Annotated in this window: 13 protein-coding genes and 1 tRNA gene; 12 read left to right on the top strand and 2 right to left on the bottom strand. The window is 47.3% G+C overall.

Going from position 1 to position 17,260, the window contains the following annotated elements:
* The first annotated feature begins 44 nt into the window (after positions 1 to 44).
* The 9 genes from EBR25_02760 to EBR25_02720 all read left to right on the top strand — a co-directional run bounded on the left by EBR25_02760 (position 45) and on the right by EBR25_02720 (position 10,893).
* Complete coding sequence (locus EBR25_02760; protein ID NBW39903.1) at positions 45 to 1,373, top strand: hypothetical protein; 1,329 nt, start codon at positions 45 to 47, stop codon at positions 1,371 to 1,373.
* A 174-nt stretch (positions 1,374 to 1,547) separates the two neighbouring features.
* On the top strand, positions 1,548 to 1,706 hold the full coding sequence (locus EBR25_02755) for a Flp family type IVb pilin (GenBank protein NBW39902.1): 159 nt from the start codon (positions 1,548 to 1,550) through the stop codon (positions 1,704 to 1,706).
* 165 nt (positions 1,707 to 1,871) lie between these two features.
* Positions 1,872 to 2,753, top strand: a complete 882-nt coding sequence (gene cpaB, locus EBR25_02750) for a Flp pilus assembly protein CpaB (GenBank protein NBW39901.1) — start codon at positions 1,872 to 1,874, stop codon at positions 2,751 to 2,753.
* A gap of 232 nt (positions 2,754 to 2,985) precedes the next feature.
* Positions 2,986 to 4,527: a CpaF family protein gene (locus tag EBR25_02745; GenBank protein NBW39900.1), complete on the top strand. Its 1,542-nt coding sequence runs from the start codon at positions 2,986 to 2,988 to the stop codon at positions 4,525 to 4,527.
* 29 nt (positions 4,528 to 4,556) lie between these two features.
* Complete coding sequence (locus EBR25_02740; protein ID NBW39899.1) at positions 4,557 to 5,522, top strand: hypothetical protein; 966 nt, start codon at positions 4,557 to 4,559, stop codon at positions 5,520 to 5,522.
* Positions 5,441 to 6,445 (top strand): hypothetical protein, encoded by a 1,005-nt coding sequence (locus tag EBR25_02735; GenBank protein ID NBW39898.1) that lies wholly within the window; start codon positions 5,441 to 5,443, stop codon positions 6,443 to 6,445. Before EBR25_02740 ends, EBR25_02735 begins: the two co-directional genes overlap by 82 nt.
* 69 nt (positions 6,446 to 6,514) lie before the next feature.
* A complete protein-coding gene (locus EBR25_02730) occupies positions 6,515 to 8,617 on the top strand; it encodes a hypothetical protein (protein ID NBW39897.1) in 2,103 nt (700 codons plus the stop codon).
* On the top strand, positions 8,589 to 10,217 hold the full coding sequence (locus EBR25_02725) for a hypothetical protein (protein NBW39896.1): 1,629 nt from the start codon (positions 8,589 to 8,591) through the stop codon (positions 10,215 to 10,217). The genes EBR25_02730 and EBR25_02725 overlap by 29 nt, the downstream gene beginning before the upstream one ends.
* 112 nt (positions 10,218 to 10,329) lie before the next feature.
* Positions 10,330 to 10,893, top strand: coding sequence for a TlpA family protein disulfide reductase (locus EBR25_02720; protein NBW39895.1), 564 nt, complete (start codon positions 10,330 to 10,332; stop codon positions 10,891 to 10,893).
* A 47-nt stretch (positions 10,894 to 10,940) separates the two neighbouring features.
* On the opposite strand, the gene EBR25_02715 is transcribed toward EBR25_02720, so the two are convergent.
* Positions 10,941 to 12,935 (bottom strand): hypothetical protein, encoded by a 1,995-nt coding sequence (locus EBR25_02715; GenBank protein NBW39894.1) that lies wholly within the window; start codon positions 12,933 to 12,935, stop codon positions 10,941 to 10,943.
* A gap of 358 nt (positions 12,936 to 13,293) precedes the next feature.
* Positions 13,294 to 13,375: transfer RNA gene (locus EBR25_02710), tRNA-Leu, on the bottom strand.
* A gap of 122 nt (positions 13,376 to 13,497) precedes the next feature.
* On the opposite strand from EBR25_02710, the gene tig reads away from it, so the two are divergent.
* The 3 genes from tig to clpX all read left to right on the top strand — a co-directional run bounded on the left by tig (position 13,498) and on the right by clpX (position 16,961).
* Positions 13,498 to 14,859, top strand: a complete 1,362-nt coding sequence (gene tig / locus EBR25_02705) for a trigger factor (GenBank protein ID NBW39893.1) — start codon at positions 13,498 to 13,500, stop codon at positions 14,857 to 14,859.
* Between the two features lie 16 nt (positions 14,860 to 14,875).
* Positions 14,876 to 15,487 carry an ATP-dependent Clp endopeptidase proteolytic subunit ClpP gene (clpP, locus tag EBR25_02700; GenBank protein NBW39892.1) on the top strand — a complete coding sequence of 204 codons (612 nt, stop codon included), beginning with the start codon at positions 14,876 to 14,878 and terminating at the stop codon, positions 15,485 to 15,487.
* 208 nt (positions 15,488 to 15,695) lie between these two features.
* Complete coding sequence (clpX, locus tag EBR25_02695; protein ID NBW39891.1) at positions 15,696 to 16,961, top strand: ATP-dependent Clp protease ATP-binding subunit ClpX; 1,266 nt, start codon at positions 15,696 to 15,698, stop codon at positions 16,959 to 16,961.
* The last annotated feature ends 299 nt before the right edge of the window (positions 16,962 to 17,260 follow it).

Raw genomic sequence — 17,260 nt, 5'->3', positions numbered from 1 at the left:
AGTAGCATCTTATTTACATTGCTTATTTTAATAGGTTTTTTCGAATGAAGTTGCTTATCGTTGATGTCACCACAGAGGCACAGGCATTTTGTGCCAAGCGCATAGAGCTCTTTACGAAGAGTGACATCGAAATGCTCGACCTCAAAGTAAAGCTTGTCAGTGATCGCGATTTTTTAGAGCGAGTATCCGAAGCCGACGTTGTTGTGCTAGGAGCTGGGCTTGGAGAGCAGGCAACAGTGGTGGCTCGACAAGCAAAAGCTGCTGCTCCATGGATTCAGATTATTCTTTTTGTTTCAGATAGCACGTACGGTGGTGGGGCGTTTCGCGCCGCGCATTCGATTGGAGTTCGCAAAGTTTTTCCAGACAGTGCTGGACCTTTAGACCTCTTGCAAGAGCTCGTGGCAATCAATGCTGATTTTAAGAAGGAAGGTCGAGCTCGAGAAGGTCGGGTGGTTGCTGTTACTCATGCCAAGGGTGGGGTAGGTGCAACTTCTATAGCTGCTGCTCTCGGTGAGGTGTGTAGTGTTTACGGGAAACGAACCCTTCTTTGGGATCTCGATGTAGAAACGAGAGATTTAAGTCGTTCGTTAACCGTGAATGGAGCTGAAGCAAAGATAGTCAGTTCTTGGGTCAACGGCAGCCAAGAGATCACCCGAGAGTCGATGAAAGAAGCATCAATACCAATTAGTGAAGATGTGTCGGTGTTGATGCCGCCTGACAGAATGGCGGAATCGATGGACCTGGTTTGTCATACGGATGGAATGGGTCTCGTTCAGAGGATTGTCGATCGCGCGCGGCTTATGAACGATGTTGTGATCGTGGATACCGGGGGAAGAATGGGGCCTGCCACAGGGGGGCTTCTTCGTGCCGCTGATGTCGTTTTGATCGTGATAGATGATACTATCTTAGGGCTCACGGCTGTTGATTTATATCTCACTTTCGTCAAGGCTTTGGTCGGGAGCACTGACCGGATTGTTTTTCTCGTTAATCCATATTCTGGAGACTTACTGGGATTGCCTCAGATTAAAGCAGAGTTAGAGCCAGTTCATGGTCTGGGTGAGCTTCCGTGGCGGTTGCCACCAATTCCGAATGATCCAAAAGCTGCGATCTGGCCTGGAAGTGGCAGAACGCTGTACAGCAAGGGACAGAAGGCAACGAGAGAGGCCCTTGAGGAGGTAGCAAGAGAGATAGGGATAATAGAGTCAGGAGCTGGAGCCTCTGGAGGGCGTGGAACAGGGGGATATGGAGCTGATAGGAGGTCGCAATCATCTGACGGGGCAGGCAGTGGCAGTTGGTTGAGTAGAGTCTTGAAGCGCCGTACCAATGAGCAGGGATTCCCATCTTTTGCCGACCCCACAGATGTGGGAGAATAAGGGGGTTTCATGCGGTGGTTTGGGATGTATTGTGGCTGTTTTTCGTGAAGCCCCGGCATGCCATAGAAGCTTTTGACCAAAGGTTGAGAGTTTCGCTCGCTCGGGCGTGAAGCGTTGTGAATTTTAATCTGCGAAGTTAAGAGTTGTTCTTGTTCGCTATGTTAGGAGAAAGAGATGAAAGCAATTGTTAAAAAAGAAGCTGGGGCAAGCCTTGTTGAGTACGCTCTTTTGGTGGCTCTTGTCGCCGTTGTTGCTATCGGGGCACTCACTTTTCTCGGTAATGAAGTGAGCGAAAGATTTAGTGTTGTTGGTAGTCAAATAGCGGGGTCATAGGTCGGTTGCTTTTGCCTCGTCTGCTAAAACCGACACTGTCGGTGAATGGAGGCGAGGACTGGCCTAAATCAAGAAGGGCTCGGCATACAGGTACGTTGCCGAGCTCGGACTCTTTTTTGGCTCGCACCTTCGTGAGCCTTACCATTATTTGAGAAAAGCATTGAAATGGCTCGTCAATTTGGAAGAACACAACCATCCCGTGGGGGAAGCGGTCCTCAGGTCCTTATACTCGTAGGATTGGTGCTGTTTATCATTTCGGGAGGTGTGGCCTTTCTCCTCATACAGTCTGGAAAGAAAGGGGCTCCTGTCGCCTCTAACCAGCCCGTTGCAGTCGTGGAGCCGGTGGCGCCGATGAAGATGGTTGAGGTGCTGGTTCCCATCCAAGAGGTTCAAGCCGGAAGTGCTCTTGAGCCAAGGATGTTCCGCTCAGAATCTCGGCCGCAGGTAGGGGTGTCTGAGAGAGCTGTTCGGGGGTTCGATGAGATTCAAGGGAGCTATGCCCGCTCGCTGATTGTTCCCGGTCAGCCTCTTCATAAGGAATATATCACTACGATCCGACCAGCGAACGTGCTGACTGCTAAGATACCTGAGGGGTTTCGAGCAGTAACGATCCGTACAGATTCATTAACCAGCGTTGGTGGTTTCGCTCGGCCAGGAGCGCGGGTGGATGTGAATTGGTCGACTCGGGTAAATGGTTCTCCAGCCATTATTCCGATTGTAGAAAACGCTGAGGTGCTTTCTGCCGATAGCCAGACAACGAATCAAGATGTCAAGGCGGGTGTTGTGCCTAATACCGTAACCCTATTGGTGACAGCAGAGGATGCGAAGAAGATACAGCTTGCCTCTACCTCAGGTTCTCTCAGTCTCTCTCTTCGGGGTGATGCCGATTCTCAGGCAACTCAGGGTCGTGGAGAGGTGACCATTCCAGATTTGCTCGGACGACCGGTTACCAGAGAGAAAGTAAAGAATGAGGGTGCCGTTATCGTTGACGGGAAGAAATTCTACCTTGTTAACGGTCAGCTCCTTCCTGCGGACTCCCTAGAATAACCATCAGAAATTACCAGATACCCCTTGAATAGTGAGCTTTTGCTTGCTGCGCGGTGACCATTGAACGACGTTTTGGGTTAACGCTGTTTTGTTTTAACGCCGTTTCCAGATTTTGCACCCGAATCAGACATCCCGTAATCTAAAGGAATAGGGGAAATGCGTCGTATTTTCGCTGAGCAGGCGTAGTGCTTGTAGTGTATAATGAAGGGTTTCTAAAGGGGTTTGGAAGAAAATGAGTAAAGATCGTGATGAAGACTCAATTCTTGGTCTCTTTTCAACGCGTACCACCCGTCAAAATACAGTAGCGGGAACTGGGGCTTCACCTCACCGCGGAGCTGAGAGCGATCACAATCAGCGCGAGACACAAGAGGTTTCTTTTTCTAGACGCAGTGCACAGATAGCCGATAGCAGATCCAGTACGAGTAGAGCCACCAGTCGACATGAGGAACCGTCTCATCGAAGCACTCCGAGACGTGGCAGTGGGCAGGGGGAGTTGTCAGTTCTTGCGACTACCGTTCTTCGAGAGGCTCGACGTGAGATCGGAAGTGAATTTGGTAATCAAGCGCAGAGCGAAGATGGTCTTGAGCATGTGGACGAGGCCTCAATTGTCTCCGCAGTTGATAAGGTTCTACGCACACGTTCGGAAACTCTCGATGATATTGAGCGTGCCAACGTTATCATTCACCTCCAAAAAGATATCATGGGGTGGGGGGTATTGCAGCCGCTCATCGATAATAAAGAAGTGACTGATATTCACGTTTATGACTGGCGTACAGTCGTGTTGCAGCGCGGGAAGGTCAGTGAAGCAACAGGATTACAGTTTCCTAACCATCAAGCATATGTTGCTTTTATTGACCGGCTACTTCTTCGACTCGGAAAGTCGCTTTCAACCCAACAACATACAATCGATGCGTCATTGGCGAATGGAATTCGAATTTGTGCCGTTCATGAGAGCGTCTGTGGAAGTCGTGGACCTCTCCTGGCTATTCGGATTCCAAGGGTGCGTGATGTGTCTCTTGATGGTCTGATCAGTTATGAAGTGGCCCCACCACTGATTGTAAACTATCTCGCCAGTCTCACTCGTAGTGGTCTCGTAACAATGATGATTGCTGGAGAGACTGGAACTGGTAAGACAACGCTTATTAAGTGTTTGGCGAGTCAGTTTGGGCCAGATGAGTCAATTATCTCTGTTGAGGATACCCCCGAATTAAACTTTCAACATCCCTATTTCCGTTCTCTGGTATCTCGTACCGCGAACGTTGAAGGAATTGGAGAGGTGAGTCTGCAAGAGCATATCAAGACAACCCTTAGAATGACGCCAACACGGGTTATTCTTGGTGAGATGCGGACGCCGTATGCTGCCGAAGCATTCCTTGAGAGTGCTCAGACAGGACACGTTGGGATGTCAACTATCCATGCAAGGAACGCACGTGAGACGCTTGTTCGTCTTGAAAGTTTACTGGGTCGAGCTCAGAAATCTGTCTCTGTTGAAATTATTCGACAACAAATAGCGCTGGCCATTGAGTGTGTTGTCTGGCTTTTCCGAGAGAAGGGAACTGGCAAGCCGAGGATCGGTGAGATTATTGAGGTAGGACACTATGTGGAGGGAGTGATACAGGTGAAGCCTATGTTTACCCTCATAGAGACTGGGAGAAACCCAGTGTGGCGGGTCGATTCTTGGTCGAGTAACTACGATGAGATCTTGGCAGCTGATGGCATCTACCTAGGTGATTCTCCAGAAGAGCTTGTATTGGGAGATCGAAGTAATTTTTAACGATGAGTAGCCTCATTTGAGGAGTCGATATGAATCAATCTATCCTTATCGTACTTCTGATTGGGCTCAGTGTGGCCCTCATGGGAGTCCTGCTTGTTTTTTTTGTATCGCGAAGCCGTTCAGCTGTTATTTCATCGCAAATGCGGAATTTGGGGAGTCAAGCATCAAAGCGGGCTGACAGTCGTCGTCAGGGAGAAGGAGCACTAGAGTATGCCTATAAAGCTCCTCAAAAAAAGCGCTCGAGTTCGGTACTCACCCTTGAAAAAAAACTGAAGTATGCTCAGTGGAATCTGTCTCCTCTACTCTTTAGAGGTGCTGAACTGTTTCTAAGTCTGATTGCCTTGGGAATAGTCAGTCAATATTTTCATTTACTCATACAGTTCTTTTCTTTGTTGACTGGTCCATTGGTGATGCGTTGGGCGCTGAATTTAGGTGTCTCTCGACGCTTTAAAGCCTTTGATGCCGATTACCCACAAATGCTTCTTTCCCTTGTGGGGCTGTTGAAAACGGGGATGAACCCTCTTCAAGCGCTAGAGTCGGCAGCAAAGGGTCTGGATCGTGGATCTCTTGTAAGAAAAGAAGTTGAAACGATGATGCTTCGGGTTAGGTATGGTGTGCCTGAAGAGAAATCTATAGGAGCATTTGGCGAAGATATTTTTCATCCTGAGATTGAGCTATTCGTCCAAGCGCTTCTTCTCGCGCAACGGGTAGGGGGGGGAGCACTTTCAAATACTCTCGACCGTCTCGCGAAGCAGGTTCGAAAGCGCCAATATTTTCGTCTCTCTGCTCAGGCTGCTGTTGGAATGCAGCGTGGATCAATCTGGTTTATTATCGCTATCTTGGGCGCACTTCAGGTCTATCTCTACTTTATCTATCCAGAATCAATAATGGGGGCAATGAACGACCCGTTTGGATGGTTGGTGTGGCAGGTAGGTGGAATACTGATCGGGCTGGGGATCTTTTGGATATCTCAGGTAACGAAGATGAAAGTTTAGGAAGAATTGAGAGAAGAATGGATACATTGCTCGTTACAGGAATACTGATTGGGATGCTCGCTTTTAGTGCGCTCGGGATGGTTCTGTACATGACTTTCGGAGCACGAAAGAAAGATGCGTTTCGGACTCTGATGGCGCGTGATGGAGAAGATTCGCAGATCTCGCAACGTCTTACCCAGTCAGATTTTGAGCTTATCAAGGAGCAAACAAAGCAGGCGGCTTCAAAGAAACAAGCGCTGACGGTGGAGGAGAAACTCTTTCGAGCAGGAATTCTTGACGTCAAATTGAAGAACTCTTTTCATCGACTCAGATTTTTTGCTCCTCTTGCAGGTGCGATTCTCGGTACTATCGCCGGATTTCTTTATGGCACAGGCATGTTTCCACTCGTCAGTTTAGTGCTTGGTGTCTTAATTGGACTTCAGATCCCTGTGAGTATTCTTGAGCGTCGCACTGAATCAAGATATGAAGAGATCATTTTTTATCTACCACTCGTTATCGAACAAATTGCTATTGGGGTGAGTAGTTCACTTGATGTTGGTCCATGCATAGCTCGTGTTGTCCAGATGGCAGATGAACGTGATAGTCATAATGTCGTAACAGAACTGTTGCGAATGGTGCAGTTTCAAGTGAAGTCTGGAGTATCACTGGAAGAGGCTTTGACGGAGATTGGAGTCCGAACGGGACAGACGGAGCTAAAACATGCTTTTTTAGCACTTGCGCAAGTAGCAAAGCACGGAGGAGAAATTACTCGGCAGTTAAATGAGTTGGCTGATGCAGTCGCGAATCAGAGAGCAATGCAAATCGAGGCGAAGATTAAGAAGCTTGAATTGGCTGCAACTGGACCTGTAGCGCTTGTTTTCCTCGGATTTTTAGCCATTTTATTGATTGGATTCGGCATACAGATTCGAGATGGCTTTGGTTGAGGTGGAGACGGAAAAGACAGGTAGGGATATGGTTCTCTAGAGGGAAGAGAAGTTTACGATAGGAATGAAATGACGAAGGGTTGGCCAAGAATCAGTGAATTGTTTGTATCGCTTTTTGTTGCAGCGATAGCATGCCTATTGTTGGTACCCTTGCCGACGGCGGTACTTGATATTCTCCTTGCGCTTAATCTTGCCTCAGCTTTCTTTCTTCTCCTCGTTGTCTTGTATCTGCCAAATGCAGTCCAGCTTCTTGCATTTCCAACTATTTTATTGCTAACGACACTTTTTCGTTTAGGGTTGAATGTAGCTTCAACACGACTGATTTTAAGTCAAGGCGATGCGGGGCAGGTTATTGAATCTTTCGGGACGTTTCTTGTCGGAGGAGAGCTGCTCGTTGGAGTCGTGGTATTTGCCATTATCACCGTTATCAATCTTATGGTAATTGCAAAGGGCGCCAGTCGTATTTCTGAAGTCGCGGCGCGATTTGCACTCGATTCACTTCCTGGAAAGCAGATGTCGATCGATGCAGATCTTCGAGCAGGACTTATTTCACCTCAAGAGGCGGAACGCAGAAGGGAGCAGCTTCGCAAAGAGTCTCAGCTCTATGGCGCTATGGATGGAGCGATGAAATTTGTTCAGGGCGATGCGATTGCCGGGGTAGTCATCATCTTTACCAATGTGGTTGGTGGCTTATCCCTTGGCCTCTATCATGGGATGGGGCTTGAGAATGCGGTGTCAGTGTATACCACGCTCACAGTAGGAGATGGTCTCGTAAGCCAGATTCCAGCATTCCTCATTGCCATTTCTGCAGGCCTCGTCGTGACGCGCATTGGAACAAGTTCTGAAAGTACGATCGGGACAGAGCTACGGCATCAACTCTTTAGGCAGCCAATCGTCTTAATAGTGGTGAGTGTATTACTTTTTGGTTTGTCGGCAATCGATGGAATGCCATGGCAGCCATTTGTCATCGTGGGTACGCTTTCGCTTGTCTCGTGGTTCGCCATGCGGAAGATGCGAGACTTGAGCTTGAGTCGCGAAGGTACCAGTGTCGACGGTACTCTTATCGGGGAAGAGGGGAGCGTCCTACAACTTCCTTTACATGATACGTTTGTACTCTCGGTTTCATCAGAGATAGGAGCAGTAGGCTCTCAACGTATTGATAGCCTGACAACACAAGCATGGAAAAGTATGTCCCAAGAATCATACTTTTACTTTGGTGCGCATCTGCCAGCTCCACGAATAGAGCTCGATAAAAGCTTGCGGGGCGGCGAATACGAGTTGCGACGTGGACAGCAGGTTCTTATTCATCATGCGATACCAGAAAAGGGACAATTTGTAGCAATACACCCTATTCATGCGAAAGCACTTGGATTCGTCGTATTAAAGGAGGAAGTGACACCATTGTTCGGTGGGGCCGGTTCCTGGATCCGTGTCCATACTCCAGGCGTGCAACGCATGGTTGATGCGCTTGAAGTCAGATCATTTAATCCTCTCGAATTCATGGCACTACAGCTTTTTGAATTTTGTCGCCGTAATCCTGAAGAAGTGATAACCATGCGCTGGCTGCATGCCGAGCTCAAAGATCTTGAGAATGCTCAGCCAGGGCTTGTATCCGAGGCTTTGGAAGATTACGGAATTTCTGTCAGCAGATTGTTAAGTGTTATTCATCAATTGCTCCGCGAGGGCTTACCAATCCTTCACTTGCAGCGGTTGGTAGAGGATGTTTCTACATTCTATTCCTCCGCAAATTCAGCAAGTGAGGTTGATGAACAATTTAATATGGTTGAACTGGTCGTCTTCTTGCGCCATCGTCACCGCGAAAGACTCATGGGCTTTCAGAAGAAAGGCCGTGCTCCAATGCGTATTATCAGAATAACCCCAGGAGTAGAGTCTCTTTTTCTAAGTGCTGGTGGACAACTCCTAGGGGGAAGTCTGCAAATGAGTCGCTCTGACTACCGGAATCTGCGGGAGACCTTAGAGAATATCTTACAGACGGCCAGAATGAGAGGAGTTCTTCCGATTGCTATTCAGTGTCCAAGTTTCCTGCGTGTCCCCGTTTTTCATTTTCTTCACTCACTTGCATTCACGGTGCCTATGCTCTGTGATGATGAGATTTCACTAGAGTGTCCTCGCGTAGTATTTCATGAGTGGAGTATCGGTAGTGACTCCTGAAACCCTCCAAGGAGTATCAGGAAGACAGGATCAGCGTGATGCAGGGCTGGTCTCGGGATGTCTTTCCTTGTTTCCAGGTAATGTAGTGCCCTGTGCAAAGAATTTGGTGCACATATTCTTACCTCTTTCATGCGGATTGTTATTTTTCGGGATGTTGTCTTCCTGTGATAGTGGGCGTACGCCAGCGAGCTTTCCGGATTGGGAAGCTCAACGACATCTCGAAGACTTGATGAATTTAAAAGAAGGTGAACCAAGAGCAGTCGTAGTCAAACGCTTCTTGGAGTTGAATATTTCGCGAGAGCAAAAGATAAAAGTGGTCAAATTACTCTCAAATTCTGATGATCTTTTGGCTCTTGAGGTTCTAATTGAAATTGCTGTGCAAGGAGGAGAGAGTGATCTGAGGAACGCTGCACATGATACGCTTTTTAATCGAGCCGCCCGTCAGGGACTTTTGTTGACTCTGGAAAGTATGCGTCTTTGGTTGCCGGTATTAGCTGTTGACTATCCACGGACCCTCTATAAATCGTCTCTCAGTCTTCTCGATCGGTCGCTTCCACAGGAAGCGCGGCTTACAGCTCTTCGTAGCCTGTATAAAGTGAACAGCTTACTCGGGTTACGCCTTAGTGGAGCCTTAGGTTTTGATTTGATGCAGTTACCAAGTTTTCAACCTCTCTTTGCTGAGTTTGTTCGAGACTCCCTCGCCCTCCAAGATCTCCCAGAGCATTCTTCGTTAGCACTACTTGTCGTGCATCCTCAGTTAAGAAAGATGTTTCATGATGAAGTGCAATACAACTCTTCGAATCTGTCGCAAAGTGAAATATTTTGGGTTTTGGAGCAGTTGGCATATCAGCATAGCCCGCTATTTCAGACAATCGTCCAGCAGCTGCAGAGTGAGCAGATAGAGAATCCAGCGCAACGAAAATTTCTGAAAATTCTAAGGAGTGATGACAGTATTCTCAAGCAAGATGTATCGTTATCGTTACTTCGAGGCGTTTACGGCAAAATTCAACTCCAAGATCTGACGGTTATTGGACGCTGGATTGATAGACGGGCTGAAGTGGCGCTGCTTGCCATTGTTGCCAGTGAAAAGAATCCACTGATCAGTACGAAAGCGTATGAAATGCTCTTCGGAAAGAGCATTAGCACTGAGCCACTTGCGACTTTGCTTGCGTGGATTCGAAAGCATCGATGGGAGGAGAGGGACAAATACAAAGAGTTGGTTGGAGTGGTAGGCAATCGGGATATTGTGGGTGAGGAGCAAGTTAAGGCAGCATTCAAGAAAATTCGTGATGAACTGAATGCAACAACTTTGCTCGACGCATTACTTCGAGTGTCTGATGCTTTGCTGATATCGTTATTTGTCGATGATTTTGAAAAGGAAATGTCACTAGGAAGAAGACTCGCACTCCTCTCTCATAGAAACGATTCTGTAAGAGCATTAGGTGTCCGCTCACTGGCGGGATGTAGTGATGTAGGTGCTTTGAAGATTCTTCGTGATAGTTATCTGGGTGAGAAAAGTCAGACAGTGATCGGCGAGTATGAAGCTGTCTTTCCAGAGTTTCCGAATAACGGCTCCCAACATATATTTGATGAACTCTAGGGTTTTGCTCTCTTTCCTCGACCATCAGACTATGACAGTGTTGACACTGTAAATAAGGCGATAGAGCACTGATGCTTAGTCTGGGGGAGCCGACAAAAGGGGAGTCTGCACAATGCAGCGAGTAATAGGAAAGAGGAATCGGGGTCGAAAATCATTGTTGTTTTCATTATGCATTGTATGCCTTGCTTCGGTGGTAGGATGTAGTTCTCAGTCTTCGAAGTTCGTTCCACTCGACATCGAGTCTCCTCAAACACGAATTACTCGTCTTGATGGTAGTTATGTCGGACTGCAGGAGTATGCAGGGAAACGAATAGCCATCCTGTTTTGGGCGAAGTGGTGTAGTAAATCAAGACGAGCATTAAAGCAGTTTGTATCCCTCTCTACTGAAGCACCAAGAGATACCGCCTTCGTTGCTATAAGCCTTGATCCGCTGAAATATGAGAAGGCACTTCGCGAATATTTAGCTGTCCATCCTCGCGGAAGAGTAGACTTCGCTTTTTCAGGGAACGGTGCAGATGACGAAGCAGCACTTGCATTTCAGGCCTCTAAATTGCCGTCAGTGTACCTTATTGATGCTAAAGGATTGATTGTTTCAAAAACAATCTCACTAGAAATCCTAGAGGATTCGGTAGCAGCAGGTGTCCCAGAGCGATGGCTTCCGGAAAGACAGGGTTAAAACGAGATTGCGGCTGAGCATTCCGTAGGGCAGTAGGTGCTATCAGGCTATCCCAAGCACTTGGTCTGTTTTCCATTGAAAAATTTCTGCTGGTGGAGTTCGTGGAGGAATGCAGCCTGATGGGCTTGGGCAGTTATCTCCTCGTAGAGATTGAATGCTCCGAGATGCCCAGTATTTTCGCCGATATCGAGCGTGAGTGGTAATCTGGGAAAGCGCTCAATCAAATCAGACGTCCACTGGAGCAGAGGTTCGGCAGGTAGCAATGCGTCATCCTGTCCTATTCTGAGGTAGATAGCCGGAAGAGGATCTTTCAAGTGTTTGATATCAAACTTTGTATAGAGTTCCTTGATCTGTCTGTGGTTTGGATTCCCCCATTCTTTCTCTTCTTGTGCCCAATATGGATCCTCTGATGTGATTTGGCGAAGTGGGTCAACGAGCGGCATTTCAAGGATAAGTCCCTCTAGCTTACTGCTACAAAAAGTCTGTGATGCGAATAGTGGCCACGCCCCTGCGCTTTTGCCGATTCCGATCATTATTCTTTTAGGATATCGATGCCGTAGGTACTCGATAGCAGCACGGAGGTCAGATACAGTACGTTCTTTTTTGTGAGCACGCGCTGCCTTATGCCAGGTAGACCCGTTGAAGCCGCCTCCCCGAATATGCGGTATCGCGATAATAAATCCTTGCTGCGAGAGAAGGGAAAGGAGGGGTTGGAACCGCGAGGGGAAAACTTTTCCATAGCTACCATAGGTTAAAACGAGGAGTGGGGCAGTACGTGTACTCTCTTCACGAGGAGTGGATGTATTAAAAATCGTAATGGGAATGTTCAATCCATCATTTGCTATGGCGAATTCATGATTTGGGACTGCGGTGGAATCTAAAGCCGGCAAGGTTTGAAGCTGAGTGCTAATCCTCCGTGACTGAATATCAAAGCGAACGGCATGATTTATAGCGACAGGCGTTTCACATCGAAAGAACAATGATGAGACTGCTCCAATGTACGGCTCGTGAAAGAGCGAGCAATATTGTTTTCGAATAGTGATAGGGGTTTCCTTCTGAGGGCCATTGGAAGGGAAAAAAAGATAATGGACAAAAAACCCTTGCCGAGCGCGTACGAGAAATCCTCCTGGTACCCGATAAAGCTTTTCGGGAAATACATCCGGCGCGAACTCATATATCTGTTTATGGTTGCCAGCAATGCCTCGATCATTGGTCCGAAAGATGGAGTACGAGCTGTCGGCAGCAAGTGAAATCATGTATGAGGCTTTATCGGATGATGCAACCGAAATAATCTCGCCCACTCCCTGTATTTCATCAAAAGCGTTTTCAAGCGTGGAATACTTCCACCATCGAAAGCTGTCGCCAGTGGAACATCTCATCAAGAGCTCGTCCTCTTGCAGCACCTCTAGATTGGCATGAATACACGGGAGTGGAAGTGGCACAACGTTTGGATGTTTACCGATAATATGCAGGGCAAGCAGGTCTTCTTTCTTATTGAGAATAGCGACTGTCTGATCTGAGGGAAGCGCGAAATCAATAATCTTTCCCTCGAAGAGTTTTCTCCATGTCGAAGTCATTGGATTAAAGAGAACGAGGAGTTGTTCTGCTTGAGCTTCAAGTAAGGCAGCGCCGTACTTCCCATGAGGGCTAAAGCGTAAACCACTGAGATAAGGGGCCGAGAAGTGGTTTAAAATTGGCTCGAATGAGAAATCGTTCCGTACTTTCTGCTCATTATCTTGAATAAAAAGGCGTGGCGCTCGGTCTTTTTTTGCCTGTTTTAGGGTGATTGAGCCGCCTGGGGTATGAATCTTAGATTTCTCTTCCTTCATGAAGAGCGCATAGTCTTTCAGTTGTCGTATTGATCTCTTGAAGGCGCGATTGTTTGAAGTCGGCTGATGAGAAACGACCGTAACGCCTGAACTGCCATGTGTTCGAGTAAGAGGCGTACAAGAATTTGTTAAAAGCAGAAGGGTGGCTATGAAGCCAATCGCAGAGCTCCTTCTCTGTTTCTGCCATCTTTTAGAAGAGACATTTCTTTTCATGGGCGTAGTACATTTTTTATTTTGCGCGCACGAGGGTGCGACGGATGAATTATAGTGTTTTTTACGGGGTTTCTACAAAAGAAGAATGTCTGAAAGGAAAAATAAAGAGAGCAAGAAATGAGAACAGAGACATGGGATGAACGGAGAAAATACAGGGAGAGAATACAAATGAAGGAGAAACCGGCTCCCAGTCAGGTACATAGCTTGCCTCGAATAACATAGCTTGCCTCTAATAACACTGAGCTGATTTGTGAAAGTAGTGAGCTGGTTAGTAGTACTGAGCTGGTTAGTAGTACTGAGCTGGTTAGTAATACTGAGCTGATTAGTAATACTGCGGGCTGAATTAATGTCGCGCAAATGCGGGAGGAGGGAGTCGAACCCTCACACCTCGCGGCACTGGATCCTAAATCCAGCGTGTCTACCAATTCCACCACTCCCGCGCAGCGACCCGAGATACATACACTTCTCCGCCAAGCAATGCAAGTTATTGAGTATAAAGAGGAATGTTTACTGGAGTTTTTTCTCTTCTAGCGATATTCTATTGGGATTCCGACCAGTTCGGATGATAGTGGAAAATAGCAATAGAAAGAGAACAACACGACAAGGTATTCGAATGAATCAAGTAAGTACCGACTTCTCCCATGAGCGGTCTGATATCGATGAGGTAACAACAAAAATTGAAGTAACAGTTCCCCAGGCCGAATTTGAAAAGCGAGTTGAAGCCGAAGTGGTAAAGTTGCAGCCGCAGGTGAGTCTGAAAGGATTTCGAAAGGGGAAGGCTCCCTTGGGCATGGTAAAGAAAATGCACGGAGAGCGAGTTCGATTTGAGGTCTCACAACGACTAATTTCAGAGACTCTGTATCAAGCGCTCGTCAAAGAGGAGATTAACGAAACTGTCGGAGAGCCAGAGCTTGAGCTCGGTGAGCGACAGGATGGCGGTGACTTCTCGTATGTAGCGAAGGTATTCTTTCCGCCGAAACCGAACATCGAGAAGTACGATGCATTTAAAGTGGAGCTCGATGAGGGGGATGTCACTGATAGTGACGTGGATAATGCCATAGAGGAAATGCGCGCATCTCAGAGTACCTTTCGAACGATTACTGACCGCACCGTGGTAGAAAGCGGTGATGTCATTAAGGGAAAGATTCGTGTTGGTCTTGAGGGGGAGGAGCCCGCAGCGGAGGAGCCTCTTGTTGTTCGGCTGGGAGATGGACGCTTGCCGGAGGAATTGGAGTCAGGTCTCCTTGGACTTGAGGTGGGAGAGACGAAGTCAATCGAAACCACGCTCCCAGATGATCACAGAGATGAACAGCTACAAGGCAAGAAAGCGGTATATCTCGTGACTCTTGATGAGTTGCAAGAGCAGCTTTTGCCAGAGGTGACCGATGACTTTGTAAAAACCTTGGGTATGGGTGCGCAGACAGTGCTTGAGCTCCGGTTGAAGGTTCGGGAGCAGATGGAGAAGCAACGCGAGCAACAAGAGCAAGCGGAGATTCATGCACAAATCCTCAAAGAACTCCTCGAGAAAAACGCCTTTACTGTGCCCCAGAGTATGATTGACGGCGAGATTCGCTCGTTGCTGGTGCGTAATGGATATGTCGATCCACAAAAGGTTGATGTACATCGAATGCCTGTTGATACTTTCCGAGAGCAGTTGGGGAAAATTGCTGAGGAGCGTGCCCGTACTACTATTTTAGTAGAACGAATTGTAGAGCAGGAGAGTATTGATTTTAGTGATGCTGAGCTCAGCACGCTTTTATCCGAAATATCTGAAGAACATGGAATGCCGATAGCAGATGTAGAGAAAGCGTTACTCTCAGATGGCAGAAAAGCAAACTTTGTGAGAGAACAGAAGCAGAAGAAGGCATTAGACCTATTGCGTGATAGAGCATCTATTACCAGAGTAAAGAAGTCTAAGGACTAAACGAGGGAGCACGAAGATGAATGAGCAAGCAATGAATTATATTCCCTACGTAGTAGAGCAGACCGGAAGGGGTGAGCGTTCCTACGATATTTTTTCGCGACTCTTAAAGGAGCGTATTGTATTTCTGGGAAGTGAGGTAAACGATGCAGTGGCAAATGTCATCATTGCTCAGCTCTTATTTCTGGAGAGCGAGGACCCTGAGAAAGATATCTATCTTTACATCAACAGTCCTGGTGGTTCTGTAACTGCAGGGATGGCGATTTACGATACGATGCAGTACGTGAAGCCAAGTGTTGGGACCGTCTGTGTAGGGCAAGCGGCAAGCATGGGAGCTGTGCTTCTTTCAGGTGGTGCTGAAGGAAAACGTTCTGCCCTACCGCATTCAAGAGTGATGATTCATCAGCCTATGGGTGGATTCCAGGGGCAGGAGTCTGATATCGCAATCCATGCCCGAGAGATTGCGAGAGTGAAGAAAGAGCTTCTTCAGATTCTGGCAAGGCATACTGGAAAGACGCTGGAAGAGATTGAGCGGGATAGTGACCGGGACTACTTTCTGACTTCAATGGAAGCGAAAGAGTACGGGGTCATTGACCACGTGTATGAACGCCGTGGAGAGGACGCAAAGTAGGAATAAATAGTTCATTTCAAATAGTTAAGGCGGATATTGATGTCCTTTGCTCTGTGACCATCGGTGGCCTGTTCGCAATCATGAACAAGGTGAGTATTGGAATTTCTGATAGGTGCTCACTTAGTCGTAGCTGGTATGGTAGACTTGAGGGAAGAGGGGAATTGAGGTCGCCTCTGAGCATTAGGAATCTTTGAAAGGGAGATGAGAGTTGGCGAAAGGAAGTGATAAGGGAAGAAATACTCTCGTATGTTCATTCTGTAACCGCACGCAAGAGGAGGTGCGTAAGCTCATTGCAGGACCTGGTGTCTATATTTGTGATGAGTGTATTGACCTCTGTAACGATATTATCGCTGATGAGGTAGAGCAGGAAGAAACCCTTTCGGGACAATCGCAAGTACCCAAGCCGCAAGAGATAATGGATTTTTTAGACCAGTACGTAATTGGTCAAGCGTACGCGAAGAAAGTGCTTAGTGTTGCAGTGCATAATCATTACAAGCGAATCGATGCGAAAGGCGGCTCTTCTGACGTGGAGATTCAGAAATCGAATATTTTGCTGTGTGGTCCAACAGGAACTGGGAAAACACTACTTGCACAGACCCTCGCGCGCATACTAAAGGTGCCCTTTACGATCACGGATGCAACAAGTTTGACCGAGGCGGGATACGTAGGAGAAGATGTTGAGAACATCATCCTCAATCTATTGCAGGCTTCAGATTATGATGTTGAGCAGGCTCAGCGCGGTATCGTGTATATCGATGAGATTGATAAGGTTTCACGGAAGGCTGAAAATCCCTCTATTACTCGCGATGTTTCAGGTGAAGGAGTTCAGCAGGCATTATTGAAAATGTTGGAGGGGACAGTAGCGAGCGTTCCACCGAAAGGCGGAAGAAAGCACCCCCAGCAAGAGTTCTTACAAGTGGACACCTCTAATATTCTCTTCATTTGTGGTGGGGCATTCGTTGGCCTAGAAGATATCGTCCGCCAGCGGGTTGGAGAGAAGAAGCTGGGGTTTGGAGTTGCTTCTGAAGAAAAAAAGTCAGCTTCAAAGAAAGAAGAACGTGAGAGACTCCTTTCACAGCTACAACCGGAGGATCTGTTGAAGTTCGGATTGATTCCGGAATTTATTGGGCGTCTTCCACTGATTGCGACTCTTGAGGATCTCGACGAAGAAGCGCTGGTACAGATACTGAAAGAGCCGAAGAATGCGCTTACGAAGCAGTACAAAAAGCTTTTTGAGCTAGAGAATGTAACTCTGAAGATTACAGATGAGGCCTTGCTCGCTATCGCCCGAAAAGCGTTAGAACGAAAATCTGGAGCGAGAGGTCTTCGCGCTATCTTAGAGGACCTGATGCTTGACATGATGTTTGAAATCCCATCTCAGCCTGACATTAAAGAGGTGGTGATTAGTGAGGACACGGTCGTTAAAGGTGAAAAGCCTCTGGTGGTCTACCATCAGCAAGAAAAGTCAGCCTAGTCATTTTTTCAATCCAAAACCCCTCTGTATACTTCGCCAAGCGGGGCGTTGCTCCCTTGAAGAGAGATTTTATGGTATTTGAAGTGCCTTTCCCTAGAGTCACAACCCAGCCTCCTCCGATATCGAAATGAGGAGTGCGCCTTTTTAGACTTATCCACAGGATGTGGATAACTTCCCCGAAACCTGTGTTGCGCCCTTTTGCAACCAGGAATATGATCGGTAAATAGTGAGATTGTTGCTCTTTTTTACCAAAGGCATCTCTGGCTGTCCCTAAAAATTGTCGATCTGGTCAATGATAG

It is taken from the genome of bacterium, from assembly GCA_009926305.1.
Classification (GTDB): Bacteria; Bdellovibrionota_C; UBA2361; order UBA2361; family RFPC01; genus RFPC01.
Note: the sequence above shows the minus strand (reverse complement) of the source record. Positions and strands in the feature narration are given on the sequence as shown.

What these genes read in the sequence shown, in the direction of transcription:
- EBR25_02745 (NBW39900.1), top strand. Translation starts at nt 2,986, where the DNA reads ATGAGTAAAGATCGTGATGAAGACTCAATTCTTGGTCTCTTTTCAACG.
- EBR25_02725 (NBW39896.1), top strand. Translation starts at nt 8,589, where the DNA reads ATGAGTGGAGTATCGGTAGTGACTCCTGAAACCCTCCAAGGAGTATCA.
- EBR25_02740 (NBW39899.1), top strand. Translation starts at nt 4,557, where the DNA reads ATGAATCAATCTATCCTTATCGTACTTCTGATTGGGCTCAGTGTGGCC.
- cpaB (NBW39901.1), top strand. Translation starts at nt 1,872, where the DNA reads ATGGCTCGTCAATTTGGAAGAACACAACCATCCCGTGGGGGAAGCGGT.
- EBR25_02755 (NBW39902.1), top strand. Translation starts at nt 1,548, where the DNA reads ATGAAAGCAATTGTTAAAAAAGAAGCTGGGGCAAGCCTTGTTGAGTAC.
- EBR25_02760 (NBW39903.1), top strand. Translation starts at nt 45, where the DNA reads ATGAAGTTGCTTATCGTTGATGTCACCACAGAGGCACAGGCATTTTGT.
- clpP (NBW39892.1), top strand. Translation starts at nt 14,876, where the DNA reads ATGAATGAGCAAGCAATGAATTATATTCCCTACGTAGTAGAGCAGACC.
- EBR25_02720 (NBW39895.1), top strand. Translation starts at nt 10,330, where the DNA reads ATGCAGCGAGTAATAGGAAAGAGGAATCGGGGTCGAAAATCATTGTTG.
- EBR25_02735 (NBW39898.1), top strand. Translation starts at nt 5,441, where the DNA reads ATGGTTGGTGTGGCAGGTAGGTGGAATACTGATCGGGCTGGGGATCTT.
- tig (NBW39893.1), top strand. Translation starts at nt 13,498, where the DNA reads ATGATAGTGGAAAATAGCAATAGAAAGAGAACAACACGACAAGGTATT.
- EBR25_02730 (NBW39897.1), top strand. Translation starts at nt 6,515, where the DNA reads ATGACGAAGGGTTGGCCAAGAATCAGTGAATTGTTTGTATCGCTTTTT.
- EBR25_02715 (NBW39894.1), bottom strand. Translation starts at nt 12,935, where the DNA reads ATGAAAAGAAATGTCTCTTCTAAAAGATGGCAGAAACAGAGAAGGAGC.